This is a genomic window from Flavobacterium lacustre (assembly GCF_027474525.2).
Taxonomy (GTDB): domain Bacteria; phylum Bacteroidota; class Bacteroidia; order Flavobacteriales; family Flavobacteriaceae; genus Flavobacterium; species Flavobacterium lacustre.
This window is the reverse complement of record NZ_CP114882.2, coordinates 175632-191519: the sequence shown is the minus strand read 5'-3', so window position 1 is coordinate 191519 and position 15888 is coordinate 175632. Positions and strand designations below refer to the sequence as shown.

The 15888-nt window shown below is 34.0% G+C and carries 16 protein-coding genes; 4 read left to right on the top strand and 12 right to left on the bottom strand.

Annotated elements, in window-relative coordinates; all coding sequences use genetic code 11:
• Positions 1–161: 161 nt before the first annotated feature.
• The 7 genes from O6P34_RS00940 to O6P34_RS00910 all read right to left on the bottom strand — a co-directional run bounded on the left by O6P34_RS00940 (position 162) and on the right by O6P34_RS00910 (position 5068).
• Complete coding sequence (locus O6P34_RS00940; RefSeq protein ID WP_269685488.1) at positions 162–752, bottom strand: hypothetical protein; 591 nt, start codon at positions 750–752, stop codon at positions 162–164.
• Between the two features lie 132 nt (positions 753–884).
• On the bottom strand, positions 885–1397 hold the full coding sequence (locus O6P34_RS00935) for a hypothetical protein (protein WP_269685487.1): 513 nt from the start codon (positions 1395–1397) through the stop codon (positions 885–887).
• Between the two features lie 142 nt (positions 1398–1539).
• Positions 1540–2436 (bottom strand): TraB/GumN family protein, encoded by an 897-nt coding sequence (locus O6P34_RS00930; RefSeq protein WP_269685486.1) that lies wholly within the window; start codon positions 2434–2436, stop codon positions 1540–1542.
• Positions 2437–2639: 203 nt separating this feature from the next.
• Positions 2640–3224 (bottom strand): WYL domain-containing protein, encoded by a 585-nt coding sequence (locus O6P34_RS00925; protein WP_269685485.1) that lies wholly within the window; start codon positions 3222–3224, stop codon positions 2640–2642.
• Positions 3225–3253: 29 nt separating this feature from the next.
• Complete coding sequence (locus tag O6P34_RS00920; RefSeq protein ID WP_269685484.1) at positions 3254–3604, bottom strand: hypothetical protein; 351 nt, start codon at positions 3602–3604, stop codon at positions 3254–3256.
• Positions 3605–3754: 150 nt separating this feature from the next.
• Complete coding sequence (locus tag O6P34_RS00915; protein WP_269685483.1) at positions 3755–4255, bottom strand: hypothetical protein; 501 nt, start codon at positions 4253–4255, stop codon at positions 3755–3757.
• A 321-nt stretch (positions 4256–4576) separates the two neighbouring features.
• Positions 4577–5068, bottom strand: coding sequence for a hypothetical protein (locus O6P34_RS00910; protein WP_269685482.1), 492 nt, complete (start codon positions 5066–5068; stop codon positions 4577–4579).
• A 176-nt stretch (positions 5069–5244) separates the two neighbouring features.
• Between O6P34_RS00910 and O6P34_RS00905 the strand changes: the two genes are divergently transcribed.
• Entirely contained in the window at positions 5245–5448 is a 204-nt protein-coding gene (locus O6P34_RS00905) for a hypothetical protein (protein ID WP_281324526.1), read from the top strand.
• A 214-nt stretch (positions 5449–5662) separates the two neighbouring features.
• A complete protein-coding gene (locus O6P34_RS00900) occupies positions 5663–5821 on the top strand; it encodes a hypothetical protein (protein ID WP_281324525.1) in 159 nt (52 codons plus the stop codon).
• A 181-nt stretch (positions 5822–6002) separates the two neighbouring features.
• On the opposite strand, the gene O6P34_RS00895 is transcribed toward O6P34_RS00900, so the two are convergent.
• The 3 genes from O6P34_RS00895 to O6P34_RS00885 form a co-directional block, all read right to left on the bottom strand.
• Positions 6003–8243 (bottom strand): cation:proton antiporter domain-containing protein, encoded by a 2241-nt coding sequence (locus O6P34_RS00895; RefSeq protein ID WP_269685479.1) that lies wholly within the window; start codon positions 8241–8243, stop codon positions 6003–6005.
• A 185-nt stretch (positions 8244–8428) separates the two neighbouring features.
• Positions 8429–9775 (bottom strand): adenylosuccinate lyase, encoded by a 1347-nt coding sequence (gene purB / locus O6P34_RS00890; RefSeq protein WP_269685478.1) that lies wholly within the window; start codon positions 9773–9775, stop codon positions 8429–8431.
• Positions 9776–9843: 68 nt separating this feature from the next.
• Positions 9844–10536: an SIR2 family NAD-dependent protein deacylase gene (locus O6P34_RS00885; protein ID WP_269685477.1), complete on the bottom strand. Its 693-nt coding sequence runs from the start codon at positions 10534–10536 to the stop codon at positions 9844–9846.
• A 107-nt stretch (positions 10537–10643) separates the two neighbouring features.
• Between O6P34_RS00885 and O6P34_RS00880 the strand changes: the two genes are divergently transcribed.
• Together O6P34_RS00880 and pafA are read left to right on the top strand one after the other, a co-directional pair.
• Positions 10644–11306: a TrmH family RNA methyltransferase gene (locus tag O6P34_RS00880; protein ID WP_269685476.1), complete on the top strand. Its 663-nt coding sequence runs from the start codon at positions 10644–10646 to the stop codon at positions 11304–11306.
• A 105-nt stretch (positions 11307–11411) separates the two neighbouring features.
• Entirely contained in the window at positions 11412–13028 is a 1617-nt protein-coding gene (gene pafA / locus O6P34_RS00875; protein WP_269685475.1) for an alkaline phosphatase PafA, read from the top strand.
• Between the two features lie 92 nt (positions 13029–13120).
• Here pafA and O6P34_RS00870 read toward each other — a convergent pair whose 3' ends face one another.
• Positions 13121–14536: an alkaline phosphatase gene (locus tag O6P34_RS00870; RefSeq protein ID WP_269685474.1), complete on the bottom strand. Its 1416-nt coding sequence runs from the start codon at positions 14534–14536 to the stop codon at positions 13121–13123.
• Positions 14537–14655: 119 nt separating this feature from the next.
• Positions 14656–15876 (bottom strand): diaminopimelate decarboxylase, encoded by a 1221-nt coding sequence (gene lysA / locus O6P34_RS00865; protein ID WP_269685473.1) that lies wholly within the window; start codon positions 15874–15876, stop codon positions 14656–14658.
• Positions 15877–15888 lie beyond the last annotated feature (12 nt).

Here is a 15888-nt window from a genome sequence, read left to right as displayed (position 1 = left end):
ATTGATTCGTTTAAACTTGCCTTTGGCGTCTCTCCGCTTGGCGTGGTTGCGAACTTCATAACCGGGTTCTTTCGGCTAGGATAAAATTTCTTGCGAAACGTGAATTTGTCACAAAATTCCAAATCTTGTCAAACACCTGTTAGTGGCAGTACTCATTTTTATTATTTAGTGAATTTAGATTTTTTCCAAGCTTCAAGCATTAATTGACCTTTTTTATTATCCAAATACATAATATTAACTGTAAATTCTTTTTTGTCGAAAAGTCTACTATACATTAATACATTCAAAACCATCTTATTCGGATACTCAATTTTCATTTTAAAAGTCTGAAATTCTAAATTATCAATTTTTTCAACCATTTTTGTTGTGTCAATTTTAATGTCAGGCATTTGAGTTTTAAATGTTTCGTATAAAATGTCGTTTACATTTTTACAAGATTCTAAATAATCACCGTCAGTTGATATGTCAAAAGGTTGATAGTTAGACTCAAAATAATTTAACTGGTCACTTTTAAATACAAAGATTGTATTTGCTTGATTAATAACTTCTGCTTCGTAAGTTTTTTCGATTGCATCAGCACCTTTATTTTGCATTATTGCCCATTCTTCTGCACTAACATTTTGAAAGTTTTCAGGTATCGTAATTGTCCACTTAAAGTCTTGATTGTAAATTTCTTTTTTGGGTGTAGTTTGTCCGTTACAACTTTGAAGTGTAATTGTAAAGCAGATAAGAATGTATTTTAGTTTATTCATTTTCTTATGTTTTTGGTTCTTTTACAGTCTTGTAGTCTAGTATTGCCAACGTTTCGCTACTACAGCGGTTTTGGCACTAAATTAAGCTCTATTCTCATATTTGCCAAATCAGTTGTAGTTGTTATGTATCGTTTATTTACATTCAATTTTTCCTTTGAAATAATATTCAGTTTCTTTTTTGAATTTCCAAAATTCGCTCGGAATATTTGTTTCTCTAATTCTTAATAAATAATACGCGGTAATTTGTTTTGAATTTTGTTCAAATGGATTTTTGTTCATATTGATTTTAGCGTCAATTACCTCATATTCTGTTTTTGAACCATCTTCCACATCGTCGCTATACGAATATTTAACAGTCTCAATTTTTAAGTTTTTGTCAATTATAATTTCAATTTGCGTTGATTCGTAACCATCATTTTTAGAGTTTAATATTTGAATATTCTCTTGATTTAGTTCAATTTTCGAATATCCAGTATCAAAATCTTCGATACTATCTTTGCAAATAAATAAGTTTTCAAATTGAGAATATGGAGTAAACATTTCATTACTAATTTTTACTTTTTCAAAATCCCGTTTGTCTGATTTTGAAATTTCGCTACAATTCAAAAACAAAATTGAAATTATAATGTAAAATCCTTTTTTCATTCGTTTTGTGGTTAAATGATACCTAACGTTTGGCTGCTACCCGAAGTTGCGGCTTGGTAACCGAGTTTTCTCCATTACCGAAAACGAAAATAGGAAAAAAAGATGAACAACAGCAATTTCGGGTAACTGCGGTTAGCGATAGTTATTCTCGTTTACGATTAATTATTTGCTTTAATCCAGGTTCGCAGGTTAATAAATGCCAACCACCAAAAACAATAAATACTTTATCGTTCGTATCTAATAAATTGTCAATCGTTTTTAGCAAATATTGATCTCTAATTTCTTTTGATTTTCTGCCAATTTCTTGAAATTTTCCAATCGGATCGAAAGGATTTGTTGGCTCAAGTTCTTCAAGATTAAATTTCCTATTTAGAAGCATTTCATAATTAGCTTTATAAAAATCAAGAGTTTGCTCTTTCGTATTCAATTTAACTTCTCCAAATTTCATTATATAGTTTTGAATAAATTGAGAATATCTTGTGTCAATTTCTTTTTGGTCTTTAATACGTTCTCCTTTTAAAGACCACATAAATCTTTCAGTAACTATGTAAGCTAAAAATTCACCTTTTGAATAATATTTTAGCAATTCTTTAAATTCTAAGTTGGCTTTAATGTCGCCATCAATAGTTTTTATTTTTAAACTATCAGATATTATTTTTAGTAACCCAATTTCGCCATCTTTTAATAATGCTTCTCGTTTGGATTTGTATACTTTTTTGGAAATGTCGCCGCCTTCATTTATGGAAATATTTGGAGAAATATCAAAAAATTTTTTTTCAATTTTCCCAAACATTGGATTAGTAATATCGCTATTGTCGGTCAAATGGTTTACACCACAAAAGACGATTTTTTTCTTTCCATTTTCAAATTCTAATATATATGGATTTTCGGGTAAATTTCCCGATTCGTCCAATTTTAGGTCAAGATAACTTACAGTTGGATATAACTTTTCAGAATGTTCAATATGTTTATTATTTTGCTTTTTAATGTTACAGCTAACTATAAAAAGTGAAACTAAAATCAATGTATAAATTTTCATATTTACGGTTTTCAATATAATTATCGCTAACGTCCTGGTAATACAGCGGGTTTGGGACTAAATTAAGCCCTATTCTCGGATTTACCACCCGAGCGATAGCGAACAGGCGAAGCAAATCTCCCAAATATAAAACCATTTTCAAATTAAGCCTAATACCCAAATCTCGTGTAACGGCTGTTGTGTGCTGGCCTTTTTACTACTCTTTATATTGTAGCTAATTTTTCAGCATAATTTAAAAAAATTTCTAGAGCTTTATCAAAATTTGCGTATGTATTTGTTTTATGTTTTTCGGCTCTTACAATCCAAGGTCTTTCCCTAACTCTTTCATTTTCGCAGGTTATTTCGGCTGTTTCTGGGTTAACAACAAAATCATATGCGAATTTTTCAAATTCTAACGAAACTTCTTTTCGTTTCATTATTTTTCCATTTTTGTAGATTTTATGGAGTGATAATGTTTTTTCTTTTGTATGCTCAATATGCCAACCTAATTTCAATAATTCATTAAATTCTGCATTAAAAAAATCATCTAAATTTTGGTACTTAAAAGTTTTTATATAATCTTTTTTCCAAACTTCATTTTCACTGTTGAAATTCTTAGATATTTCGATTTTATTTATATCGAAAGTCTTTGTTGAATTTGAGGTTAAACACCTTGCACTGACTTTGCCATTTGAAATGCTAATTGGGGCTATTTCTCTTAAAGCTCCAGGTTGACTACCTCCATTATATTTTATATCCAATACTTCGCCAGTATTAATGGCTTCTAGTAATATATTTAGGGTTTCCATTTTGATTAGGTTTTATTAAATATTTGTATTTATGTCAAAAAATTATTTAGTGTACTCAAAACTTGTAAAAGCATTCCAATGAAAATTAAAATCATCCCTATGTTAAGGTATTTGCTTTCCACTTTTTGACGTTCAATTTCAATTTTTCCAGCATCGAAAAAAGCTCCATAATATGGTGTTTTTAAGGAAGCAATTATAACTCCCCAAAAATCTAAATATAATCCTGCGACATTTAGATATTGTGTAAGTGTGATTGGTTTTGATTTAGCTTGATTTATTAAAAACAGAATTACACTGAAAGTTATTACCATCACAATTAAAGTATGAAATTTTGTCCAATGAACTTTAATGTCTTTAAAATTAGGATATTCACCAGTCATTATATTGCGTTTTATATGTTTTTATTACGTCTTGTTCGGTGAGGCTTGCACACAACGTTCTGGCACTACAGCGGGTTTGGGATTAAAAATGCGTAATCTTTCGGTTATGCCTAAATTTCCAAAGACAAAACCATTTTCCCATTAAACCTATTACCCAAATCCGTTGTAGTGGCTGTTATAGGCAGTATTTTTTATTTCGGTTAAATGTCTATTATTTATTTCTTTAAATTTCGGAGCTTTTAAAATTATAGGAACAGTCAGGGAAATTAAAAATATTATGAACGTAAAAAACTTGTCTAAAGATTTGGCATTTTTACTAAATGTATCACCTAATCTACTCGGCACTTCCATTAAAATATTTCTGTTGTAAATAGCTTTAATGATTGAATTACACATTAAAGTTGAAGTTATAAAAAGGATTGGTGTAAAATAATATGTTTCAAGTGTTAGAGAATCAATTCTTACAAAACCTAATATTGCAAATATTGTAGCAAAAAGCAAATGATATTTTAGACTTTTCCACTCAAATAATTGATTGTACCTAAAACTCAAAGGGCTATTTCCTTTCCCATTAAGCATATAGAAAAAAGTATACGCAAAAGAAAATATGATTACTAAAAGAGAAATAAAATCTTGTTCTTGTTTATTCATTTGTGTCAATATTGCCTATAACGTCCTGCTGCTTCAAGATGCTTGCTGCCTTGATAGCAGAGTAGCTTTGGTTGAACGGATTTATGATAACAGCACGTAATTCCACTAAATCAGCAAGTATATTGAAACAGCTGTTATATGCTGCTTATTTTTGCTCTAAATTACGATTTAAACCACAAAATTTTTCAAGTTTCTGTTGAGTATTCTGACTTTCAAGTCTCTGTTTTTTAGATTCCAACTTTCCAATTTCTGTTGGCAGATTTCAATTTTCGCTTTACTGCTTTATATATTTCTGCGAATCCAAATATTGGTCAATTAACGTTATTCTTTTACAATAGGAGGAGGAGGACCTGGAAACATTTTATCAAACTTATCAAATTTTACTTTCCTTTCAATTGGTATTAATTGTTTATGGTTTAGCAAATAATTCATCCACTCTTCAAATTTCCAAAACTCTTTCGGACCTTTATGACCGTGAAGCATTAATCTTTTATTGTCAATTGAGAAAGCAATTGTTGTTCCATCGTGTATTCCGTTATTTATAAGGACAGAATCTTTGACAGGAAATTTTAATTTACATATTAAACTATCTAATATTTTCTTTTCATTCTTTTCAAGTACGAAATAGTTTAAACCTTTTGGTTCAAATGGATATTTATCTAAATAATAGACTGTATCAGATGAATTAAATTTTAAATTATAAAACATTTTAATATTTCCTTTTGAATAAGTAAAGTTTGTGTAGCAACTTTCTTTTTTCTTTTCGCAACTACTTAATAAAACTATAATTATTACGGAAATTAGTTTTTTCATTTTTCAAATATTGTTATTTCCTGAATGTTTTCAACTGCGTCATTTCGGCACAAGTAGCATATAACTAGTAAATAAGTCTGACAAAGTCAGACATATCACCCCTTATTTGGGTAGATAGGTCTGATAGACATCAGACTTTATTGATTTTCAAATATATTCATTTTTTCCTACAAATCATGGATCCAGCTTTAATTCTTCGAGAACGTTTCGTACATAAGAGCATTAGCGCATTGGGTAGACTAACCCAAAACCACGATTCTCCTACCTGTAGTTGTGATTCTTGTGCCTGTAGTTACGATTCTCCTACCTTTAGTTATGATTCTTGTGCCTGCAGTTACGATTCTCCTACCTGTAGTTATGATTCTCGAGCCTGCAGTTAAGATTCTCCTACCTTTAGTTATGATTCTTGTGCCTGTAGTTACGATTCTCCTACCTGCAGTTGCGATTCTTGTGCCTGTAGTTAAGATTCTCGTATGCATTTCACGATTCTCGTATGCATTTCACGATACTCGTATGCAATTCACGATTCTCGTATGCATTTCGCGATACTCGTATGCATTTCACGATTCTCCTATGCGCATTTAGGATATTGGTATGCACATTCACGATACTCCTATGCGCATTCACGATATTGCCATGCACATTTGCGATTCTCCTATGCGCATTCACGATATTGCCATGCGCATTCACGATACTCCTATGCGCATTCACGATATTGGCATGCACATTCACGATTCTCCTATGCGCATTTAGGATATTGGCATGCACATTCACGATTCTCCTATGCAATTTTGCGATGCTCGGTTTTCAAAACAAGCAAAAGGGAATCCATAAGCAGCCAATGATGCATATAGTTGAAGTAGTGGTAGTATAAATAGGTTGGCAAAAAGAAAACAAGGCAATAACCCCTTTAGGACTAAGAGAAATAGGAGGTCTAGTTGCGAACCAAATCGGCCAGTAGTTTTTTGTCTCCCACAATCCAAAGAATATCGTCTTTGTCTAAAATAACATTCGACTCCGGATTCAGAATACGCTTTCCTTTTTTCTCGATACCAACAATAAGACCGCTGGTTTTTTCCCGCAATTTCGACTCCCGGATGCTTTTACCAATGTAACTCTCGTTTTTCAACTCAATCTGACGCAACACAATTTCAGGTTCGGTGAACGCATCAGGCGCATCCATTTCGTGCTGGTCTAAATAGGTTTTAAATTCCTTCACTTGAATATCCGTTCCAATTACGCAAATCTCATCTCCGGGAAACAAACGCTCGTTTCCTTTGGGAATATTAATCATAAATTCCCCCCGTTTAATCGAGGCAATGTTAATCCCCAACTGCTCCCGAATCTGTAGTTCTTCCAGCGTTTTTCCGGCAAGATTGGAAGCAGGCGCAATGTCAAAAAACGCCATGTGTTCATCCCAAGGCGATAAACTACTTCGGTTTCTTTTTACTTTAGTGATTTCACGATCATTCAAATTGGTCAAAAAGTGCGTCTCAATTTTATGGTATTGCGCATTCAATCTCTTTTGGAAAATAAAATACACAACAAGCGACGCAACCAATACAATCAAAGCAATTGCAGGCGAGAAAAAGATATTCAATAAAAACCCAATAAAAAACACCGAAAGTACCAAGCGAAATAAGAACATCATAACAATTGGTCCTTGGTATTTGCGCTCTTCCATCAAAATAGAGACTTCATTTGCAGCAAAGCGACGCAAAGATAAAGCCCATAAAAACGGCGAAACCGCAATCAAAGTGATTAACGCACCCAAGGCATTTCCAAATTTAAAATCATCAGTCAAGGGTAAAATATATTTAGACGAAAGTAAGATAACCGCAAAAATAATTACCGAAAGCACAATCAATTGCGTCAGATAACTGTTGATTAAAATTTGCCAGTTACTCACCGATTTTATCGCTTGCGCATTGGCACTGTAGCGTTCAATCTTTTTGATCCATCTTCGAGGTAATTTTTTAGATAAATAGTCAGAAAAAGGGGTAGAGAACTTCACCATAAACGGCGTAGTAAAAGTGGTCACCGCCGAGACCGCCACCACAATTGGATACAGAAAACCGCTTGTTACATGCAATGTCATACCCAAAGAAGCGATGATAAAGGAGAATTCCCCAATCTGAGACAAACTCATTCCGGTTTGTACAGACTGTTTTAAAGGCTGCCCCGAAAGTAAAGCACCAATAGTGGAACTGATAGACTGCCCGAAAATAGTAACGAAAGTTAAAATCACCACCGGAAACGTGTGTGTATACAAAGTGTGCGGATCAATTAACATCCCAACAGATACAAAGAAAACAGCACCAAATAAATCTTTTACCGGTTTGACCAAATGCTCAATATGTTCGGCTTGCGTCGTTTCGGCAATAATAGAACCCATGATAAAAGCACCCAGTGCAGGAGAAAAACCAACATTAGCCGCAAGACCCACCATCATCAGGCACAAAGCAAGTGAAATAATAAGCAACATTTCGTCCGTCAATAAATGCTTCGCTTTTTTTAATAATGTCGGAATAAAAAAGATACCGCCAACAAACCAAATCGTAAGGAAGAAAATCAGTTTCAACACCGATTGCATCAATTCCATTCCTGAAAATTGCTGACTAACGGCAATAGTAGAGAGCAAAACCATCATCAAGATGGCAACAATATCCTGAACAATAAGTGAACCAATAACGATTCCGGCAAATTTTTGTGCTTTTACTCCCAGTTCATCAAAGGTTTTCAGAATAATAGTAGTCGATGAAATAGAAAGAATAACGCCCAGAAAGATACTGTCCATTTTAGACCAATCCATCCATTGCCCCACAAGAAAACCAATGCAAATCATGGTGAGGATTTGTGTAGTGGCTGTAATGGAAGCGGTTCCGCCAACTTTCATCAGCTTTTTAAAACTGAATTCCAGTCCCAAACTGAACAATAAAAAGATAACGCCTATCTCTGCCCAAACTTCTACACTTTTAATGTCTTTTACAGAAGGGAAAAAATCAAAATGATTTCCAGCCATAAAACCTGCAATCAAATAGCCCAAAACGAGTGGTTGTTTTAGTTTTCTAAACAACAAAACGGCAATTCCTGCGGTCATAAGAATAAGTCCAAGATCGCTGATAAGTGGCTCTAAGTGTTGTGTGGCTTGTGTTACAGTTTCTGTTGGAGTCATAGGCATTTATTTGTATTGATGTAAAAAGGTATTTTGGTAAGATAAGAAAAAAACGCTGTTCTAAAAAGATAAATCTCCCGGAACAACCCTTTTTACCGATTCTTTAACAGAAAAATTCCTGTTGAAAAGGCTTTTTATACTTCTTTCAACAGGAATTTATTAGGATTCAAATAATTTTTTAGGGCTTATATTCCTAAGAAATTACTAGGTGTGATTTGCAGTAGTTCCTCTTTTATTGCATCCGAAACGTCTAAGGTGGCAATAAAACCGTGAATCGCATTTTTATCAATCGCTTCATTGGTTCTGGTCAATCCTTTCAACGCTTCATACGGATTCGGATAAGCCTCGCGACGTAAAATCGTTTGAATAGCTTCGGCAACAACTGCCCAGTTTTTCTCTAAATCTTCGTGAAACTTAGACTCATTCAACAACAATTTGTTCAACCCTTTCAAAGTAGCTTCAAAGGCAATTATAGTATGTCCCATTGGTACACCAATGTTTCTCAAAACCGTACTGTCAGTCAAATCGCGTTGCAATCTTGACAACGGTAATTTAGCAGATAAATGCTCGAAAATAGCATTGGCTATTCCTAAATTCCCTTCAGAGTTTTCAAAATCAATCGGGTTTACTTTGTGTGGCATCGCCGAAGAACCTATTTCTCCTGCTTTGATTTTTTGTTTGAAATATTCCATAGAAACATACGTCCAAATGTCTCGGTCTAAATCAATGATGATGGTATTTATTCTTTTCAACGCATCAAAAAAGGCGGCGAAATGATCGTAATGTTCAATTTGTGTAGTAGGGAAGGAGTGGTGTAAACCAAGGTTTTCTTCTACAAACTTTCCTCCAAATTTTCTCCAGTCAATCTGCGGATACGCCACGTGGTGTGCGTTATAATTTCCGGTTGCACCACCAAATTTTGCAGCAAAAGGAATGTTAAACAACAAACGCATTTGCTCTTCTAAACGTTCTACAAAAACACCAATTTCTTTCCCCAAACGAGTTGGTGAAGCAGGTTGTCCGTGAGTACGCGCAAGCATTGGAATGTCTCTCCATTCCTGACTTAAATCCTTTAATTTTGAAGTTAAAGTAATTAAAGAAGGCATGTATACTTTCTCAAAAGCTTCTTTAGTCGAAAGCGGAATTGCTGTGTTGTTGATGTCTTGTGAAGTCAAACCAAAGTGAATAAACTCTTTGTACTCGGATAAACCTAATTTTTCAAAAGCATCTTTAATGAAGTATTCCACCGCTTTAACATCGTGGTTGGTTACTTTTTCAGTTTCTTTAATCCAAAGAGCATCTTCGGTAGAGAAATTTTTATAAATATCACGCAGACTTTCGAATAAGTTTGCGTCAACATTTTTTAATTGTGGCAAAGGAACTTCGCATAAAGCAATGAAATATTCAATTTCAACCAATACGCGGTATTTTATTAACGCTTCTTCTGAGAAAAAAGGAGCTAAAGAAAGGGTTTTATTTCTATATCTTCCGTCAATCGGAGAGATGGCGTTCAATTCATTTAAAGTTGTCATTGTCGTGTTGTTTGTTCGAAAGGCACAAATATAAACCTTTAGAAACAATTTAGAAAACGATTGCTTTTTTAAATAAAAGGGAGAAGCTTCTTTTTTAGTATTTTCATTCCTTCAGAAGCCACTTCCGGGATAATATCCAATGGGTTTCTGAGATTTGGAATTTTAATTGGTTTTGGATCAATATAAAAAACAGGAATTTGGGGTGCTGTAAAATCAAGTAATCCTGCAGCCGGATAAACTTGTAATGATGTGCCAATAACGGCAAAATAATCAGCGTTTTGAGTAATTGCAACAGCTTCTTCCAGCGCAGGAACTGCTTCGCCAAACCAAACAATATGTGGTCTGAGTTGATTGTTATTCTTGTCGGTGTCACCCAAATTTAAATCCTCACGCCAATCCAGAATGTAATTTGGATTGATGCTGCTTCTTACTTTTAATAATTCGCCATGCAAATGCAAAACGCTTGTACTTCCGGCACGTTCGTGTAAATCATCAACATTTTGGGTGATGATAAAGACGTCAAAATCGTTTTCTAATTCGGCTAAAATCTGATGGGCAAGATTCGGTTGTACTTCTTTGAGTTGCTGTCTTCTTTGGTTATAAAAGTCTAAAACCAACACCGGATTTTTCCTCCAACCTTCAGGAGTTGCTACATCCATAACGTTATGACCTTCCCAAAGTCCGTCGCTGTCACGAAAGGTTTTGATGCCACTTTCGGCGCTGATTCCTGCTCCCGTCAAAACGACCAGTTTCTTTTTCATAGTTTGTATGTTGTCTTGAATTTCGAAGTATTGCAATTTACATAAAAGATAAAATTAGTGAATTCGTAGAATAAATAGTTAGTATTTTTGCCAAAAAATAATCCATAATGATTGACATTGATTACCTTAATTTTCTCGAAAATATCCTTACCGACAACCGAAAAGAAAAGTTTTTGAAAGTATTGCAAAACAGAACCAATCATTTTACGATTGCTGTTGAAGATATTTTTCAGATGCATAATACCAGTGCGGTGATGCGCAGTTGTGAAGTTTTTGGAATTCAGGAATTGAACGTAATCGAGCAACGTTACGGGAAAAGTATCGATAAGGAAATTGCAATGGGCGCCCAAAAATGGGTTGATATTAACACTTTTGACAGTATTACGAATTGTGTTGAAACCTTAAAGAATAAAGGTTACCAAATTATTGCCACAACGCCACACGAAAACGACTGTCTCTTAGAAGATTTTGATATTTCAAAACCCAGCGCTTTATTTTTTGGTACAGAACGGGACGGATTATCCGAAGAAATTCTTCAAAAAGCAGATGGTTTTCTTAAAATCCCGATGGTTGGTTTTACAGAAAGTTTGAACATTTCGGTTTCGGCCGCTATCATTATTCAAAACCTGACGAATCGATTGCGCAATTCAACTATCGATTGGCATCTTTCTGAAGAAGAAATTTTAGAAAAACGTTTGGCTTGGGCGAGAAATTCCATAAAAGACATCAAAAGAATTGAAGCCCGATATTTTGAAGAAAATCAGAAATAGCGGGTTTTAGTTGCGGTATTGGTTGTTAATTCTTCTTTATCATTTCTGATTTTAAAATAAATTCAAAGTTTAATCTGTATTTTTGTTCCTATAAAAAAGTATGATATGAAAAAAATAATTTTGTTTTTGGCTTTAAGTATTTTTATTAATAGTCAAGCGCAGCAACGCCCTAAATTGGTTGTTGGAATTGTAGTCGATCAAATGAAAATGGAGTATTTATATCGTTTTTCGGATGATTTCTCTGCCAATGGTTTCAAAAGAATCATGAATAATGGATATACTTTTCATAACATGCATTATAATTATGTACCGACATATACAGCACCGGGACATGCTTCAATTTATACAGGAACAACGCCTTCTACACATGGAATTGTGGGAAATGATTGGTTCAATAAAGCGATAGGAAAAGACATGTATTGCACGGATGATGCCGCTGTAAAAATCTTGGGTGACGGAACTGAAAAAGAGGGTGCGATGTCTCCTAAAAATTTATTGAGTACTACAATTACTGATGAATTGCGCATGGCGACAAATTTTAAAGGAAAAGTAATCGGTTTAAGTATTAAAGATCGTGGTGCAATTTTGCCTGCTGGTCATTTTGCGAATTGGGCTTTTTGGTACAGTAAAACAGGATCTTTTATTTCCAGTACTTTTTATGGTTCAACATTGCCGAATTGGGTTACGGAATTCAATCAGGAAAAGCGCTATATGAATTACATCAATAAAGGATGGAATTTGTTGAAACCTATTGCCACTTATAACGAAAGTCTTCCTGATGACAATCCTTACGAAGGGAAAATAGATAAAACAACAGGTCCGGTTTTCCCGTACGATTTGAACAAAATTTATAAAGAAAAAGGTGCAGATGTTTTGCGCACGACTCCTTTTGGTAATGATTTATTGGCTGATTTAGCCATGAAAGCCATTGAAAAAGAAGATTTGGGAAAAGATGATATTACCGATTTTTTGACGGTTAGTTTCTCTTCAACGGATTATGTTGGACATACTTTTGGTCCTCGTTCTATGGAATTACAAGATACGTATTTGCGTTTAGACCAAACATTGGCTACTTTTTTAGCCTATTTGGATAAAACGGTTGGCAAAGATAATTACTTACTTTTCTTGACTGCGGATCATGCTGGTGCTGAGAATTCAAATTACCTGAAAGACAATAAATACAATGTCAAAAATGTTCCGACAAAAGATATTGTTGATGCGTTGAAAAAATATTCAACAGATACGTTTGGTGCCGATTTAATTTTGGATTACTCTAATTTTAATCTTTTTTTTAATAAAGAAACTATAAAATTGAAAGGGCTGGAATTGACTAAAGTAAAACAAAGTTTTAAAGATTTTTTGATGACACAAGAGCAAGTTAAAAGAGTCTATACTGAGGAAGATATTTTGGCTTCGTCCGGGGATGATTATTTTTTGAGTTGTATTGCCAAAGGTTATGATCCAAAGCAAAATGGGGATATTGTTATTTTAGACAAGACCGGTTTCATGGAATATCAAGCGACAGGAACGACACACGGATCTCCGAATAGTTATGATACACATGTGCCATTGCTTTTTTATGGATGGCAGATTCCAAAAGGGGAGTTGCATGCTAAAAAATACATTACGCAAATTGCACCGACACTTTCACAATTATTGAAAATTCCATTTCCAAACGGAACAGAATCCGAAGTATTGGAAACACTTTTAGAAAAAAAATAATCGGATAGATTCCTTTATATATTTGAACAAAAAAACTCCCGTCTAATATAAAGACGGGAGTTTTTTGTTTTAGCATGAAAGCTTTTGTTGTTCTAAAAATTATTTTCTACTTCAGCTGCTTCTAACATTAAATAATGCAAATCGGTGTTTTTTAAGAATGGTTTTAATAAATGACTTCCAGGTCCAAACATGGCGGTTTCACTGTAATCAGCCGAATGATCCATACTTATCCAACTCACAGAATTGCGTTTCTTTTGAATATCGGATAGTTTCTTGAATGGTAAATGTTTGGGATTATACAAACCGTCTTCCAACTTAATATTCGAATAATAATTTAAAATTTCTTTGGCTTCATCTTCTTTCAAAACTATTTTATTAGCATATTCAATTCTTTCTATCACTTGATTAATAGAGGTTTCTTGACCCATTCCGTTCAAAATCCATTCATTGGTATGTTTGTAGTTTTGAATGCTGTCAAAATTATCGTTAGCGTCTTTTCCGTAGATAATTCCGGGATTCGCATTTCCGTGATCTGTGGTGATGATGACTAATGTATTTTTGTCTTTTTCGGCAAAATCCATAGCTACTTTTATGGCTTCGTCGTGTCCCACCTGATCGTATATAAGACCTGCAATGTCATTTCCATGAGCAGCCCAATCTACTTTTCCGGCCTCAATCTGAAGTACAAAACCATTGGGATGATTTTTCATTTTATCAATGGCGCGTTCTGTCATTTCTGCTAATGTAGGAATTGCATCAGTTAATTCTTTGCTGTTTTCTCTGTCTTTAGAATACGGAAGTCCGTCGTTGTAGAAAACACCAAGAATTGGTTTGCTGTTATCGCTTGCAAGCATTTCGGCTCTATTTTTTACAACAGTAAAACCTTTTTCAGCAAATTCTTGGTACATATTGCGTTTGTCTTTACGGCTTTCGGGGGAGAAATAATTATTACCACCACCCATCATGATATCGAATTTTAGATCCAGATACATTTCGGCAATACTGTTTTGGCTGTTACGGCTTTCAGAGGAAATACAAAAACCGGCTGGTGTGGCATGAGTAATGGGAACTGTGGTTACACAACCCGCCATTTTTCCTGCCTTTTTAAATTTCTGCCAGATAGGAAGATATTCTTCTCCATTTACACCTACATTCAATGAACCATTTTTTACACGAAAACCACTTCCCCAAGAGGAACTTGCCGCTGCCGAATCCGTTACGATTGATGATGCCGAAGCCATATCCATCAAGGCACGACTTACTTTATTGTCTTTGTACAATTGAAGCCAATTACTTCCTTTTCCCGTTTTTCTGTTTAAATAAATATCAGTCATGTTCAGCGTACCAATACTCATACCGTCACTAACAATTACAATGATATTTTTAGCTTTCTTATTTTTTTTTAAAGTATCAAAATCTACTTCTTGTGCATTTCCTTCAAAAGGATTTATAAGGCTTGCTCCAATTGCAAATAAAGAACCATTCTTGAAAAATTTCCGTCTATTCATGGTTTGTATTTTTTTTGTAAGAATTTCAAAAGTAAATAAACTAATTCATTGGCTATGTTAAGATTTGATTATTTATGACATAAAAAAATCCCGTCTCAGTTAGGAGACGGGATTTATATTTAAACTGTTGCCGCTGCTACGGGCAATGGAATTTGATTTCGTAATAAATCTTCAAAGGTTTCATGTGCTCGGATTAAGTGTCCTTCGCCGTTCATCCATAATACTTCTGCTGGTTTATATCGCGAGTTGTAATTTGAAGCCATAGAGAAGCAATAAGCTCCTGCATTTCGGAAACATAAAATATCTCCTTCTTTTATTTCGGCAATTTTTCGGTTATTGGCAAAAGTATCCGTTTCACAAATGTAACCTACTACAGAGTAGAAACGTTCTTTTCCTTTTGGGTGCGAAATATTTTCGATATGATGTTGTGATCCGTAAAACATTGGGCGAATCAAATGATTAAAACCACTATCGATTCCTGCAAAAACAGTTGAGGTAGTTTGTTTTACCACATTTACTTTGGCCAAAAAGAATCCAGCTTCACTTACTAAAAATTTACCAGGTTCAAAAATCAAAGTTAATTCTCTACCGTATTCCGCACAGAATGAATTGAATCTTTTAGATAATTTTTTACCTAATTCTTCAATATCAGTTTCGATATCATCTTTTTTGTACGGTACTTTGAAACCACTACCAAAGTCTAAGAAGTCTAGATTTTTAAAGTTTTTTGCGGCATCAAATAATATTTCGGCAGCATATAAAAACACTTCAATGTCTAAAATATCAGAACCGGTATGCATGTGAATCCCCACGATATTCATATTTGTATTTTCTACAATACGAACCAAATGAGGTAACTGATGTACAGAAATTCCAAATTTACTATCAATATGTCCTACTGAAATATTGGCATTTCCTCCCGCCATTACGTGAGGATTAATTCGGATACAAACAGGAACATTTGGATATTTTGTTCCAAATTGTTCTAAAATAGATAAATTATCAATATTGATTTGAACTCCCATTGCAGCTACTTCTTCAATTTCTTCCAAAGAAACTCCATTAGGCGTATAAAATATTTTTTCAGGGTCATATCCTGCATGCAAACCCAACAAAACTTCTTGAATAGAAACGGTATCTAAACCAGAACCCATTTCTCTCAATAATTGAAGAATTGACACATTTGACAAGGCTTTCATTGCATAATTAATGCGTAACTTATCGACCTTTGAAAAAGCTTTTGTTAATCTGTTGTATTGAGATTGTATTTTTTCGGCATCATAAACATATAAGGGGCTACCAAATTGTTCTGCTAATTGTAATAAGTCTTTTCCTTGCATTTTGATATAATT

Bases quoted from the DNA above. Each gene is read 5' to 3' on its own strand.
- O6P34_RS00940 (WP_269685488.1), bottom strand. From the start codon at position 752: ATGAATAAACTAAAATACATTCTTATCTGCTTTACAATTACACTTCAA.
- O6P34_RS00935 (WP_269685487.1), bottom strand. From the start codon at position 1,397: ATGAAAAAAGGATTTTACATTATAATTTCAATTTTGTTTTTGAATTGT.
- O6P34_RS00930 (WP_269685486.1), bottom strand. From the start codon at position 2,436: ATGAAAATTTATACATTGATTTTAGTTTCACTTTTTATAGTTAGCTGT.
- O6P34_RS00925 (WP_269685485.1), bottom strand. From the start codon at position 3,224: ATGGAAACCCTAAATATATTACTAGAAGCCATTAATACTGGCGAAGTA.
- O6P34_RS00920 (WP_269685484.1), bottom strand. From the start codon at position 3,604: ATGACTGGTGAATATCCTAATTTTAAAGACATTAAAGTTCATTGGACA.
- O6P34_RS00915 (WP_269685483.1), bottom strand. From the start codon at position 4,255: ATGAATAAACAAGAACAAGATTTTATTTCTCTTTTAGTAATCATATTT.
- O6P34_RS00910 (WP_269685482.1), bottom strand. From the start codon at position 5,068: ATGAAAAAACTAATTTCCGTAATAATTATAGTTTTATTAAGTAGTTGC.
- O6P34_RS00905 (WP_281324526.1), top strand. From the start codon at position 5,245: ATGGATCCAGCTTTAATTCTTCGAGAACGTTTCGTACATAAGAGCATT.
- O6P34_RS00900 (WP_281324525.1), top strand. From the start codon at position 5,663: ATGCACATTCACGATACTCCTATGCGCATTCACGATATTGCCATGCAC.
- O6P34_RS00895 (WP_269685479.1), bottom strand. From the start codon at position 8,243: ATGACTCCAACAGAAACTGTAACACAAGCCACACAACACTTAGAGCCA.
- purB (WP_269685478.1), bottom strand. From the start codon at position 9,775: ATGACAACTTTAAATGAATTGAACGCCATCTCTCCGATTGACGGAAGA.
- O6P34_RS00885 (WP_269685477.1), bottom strand. From the start codon at position 10,536: ATGAAAAAGAAACTGGTCGTTTTGACGGGAGCAGGAATCAGCGCCGAA.
- O6P34_RS00880 (WP_269685476.1), top strand. From the start codon at position 10,644: ATGATTGACATTGATTACCTTAATTTTCTCGAAAATATCCTTACCGAC.
- pafA (WP_269685475.1), top strand. From the start codon at position 11,412: ATGAAAAAAATAATTTTGTTTTTGGCTTTAAGTATTTTTATTAATAGT.
- O6P34_RS00870 (WP_269685474.1), bottom strand. From the start codon at position 14,536: ATGAATAGACGGAAATTTTTCAAGAATGGTTCTTTATTTGCAATTGGA.
- lysA (WP_269685473.1), bottom strand. From the start codon at position 15,876: ATGCAAGGAAAAGACTTATTACAATTAGCAGAACAATTTGGTAGCCCC.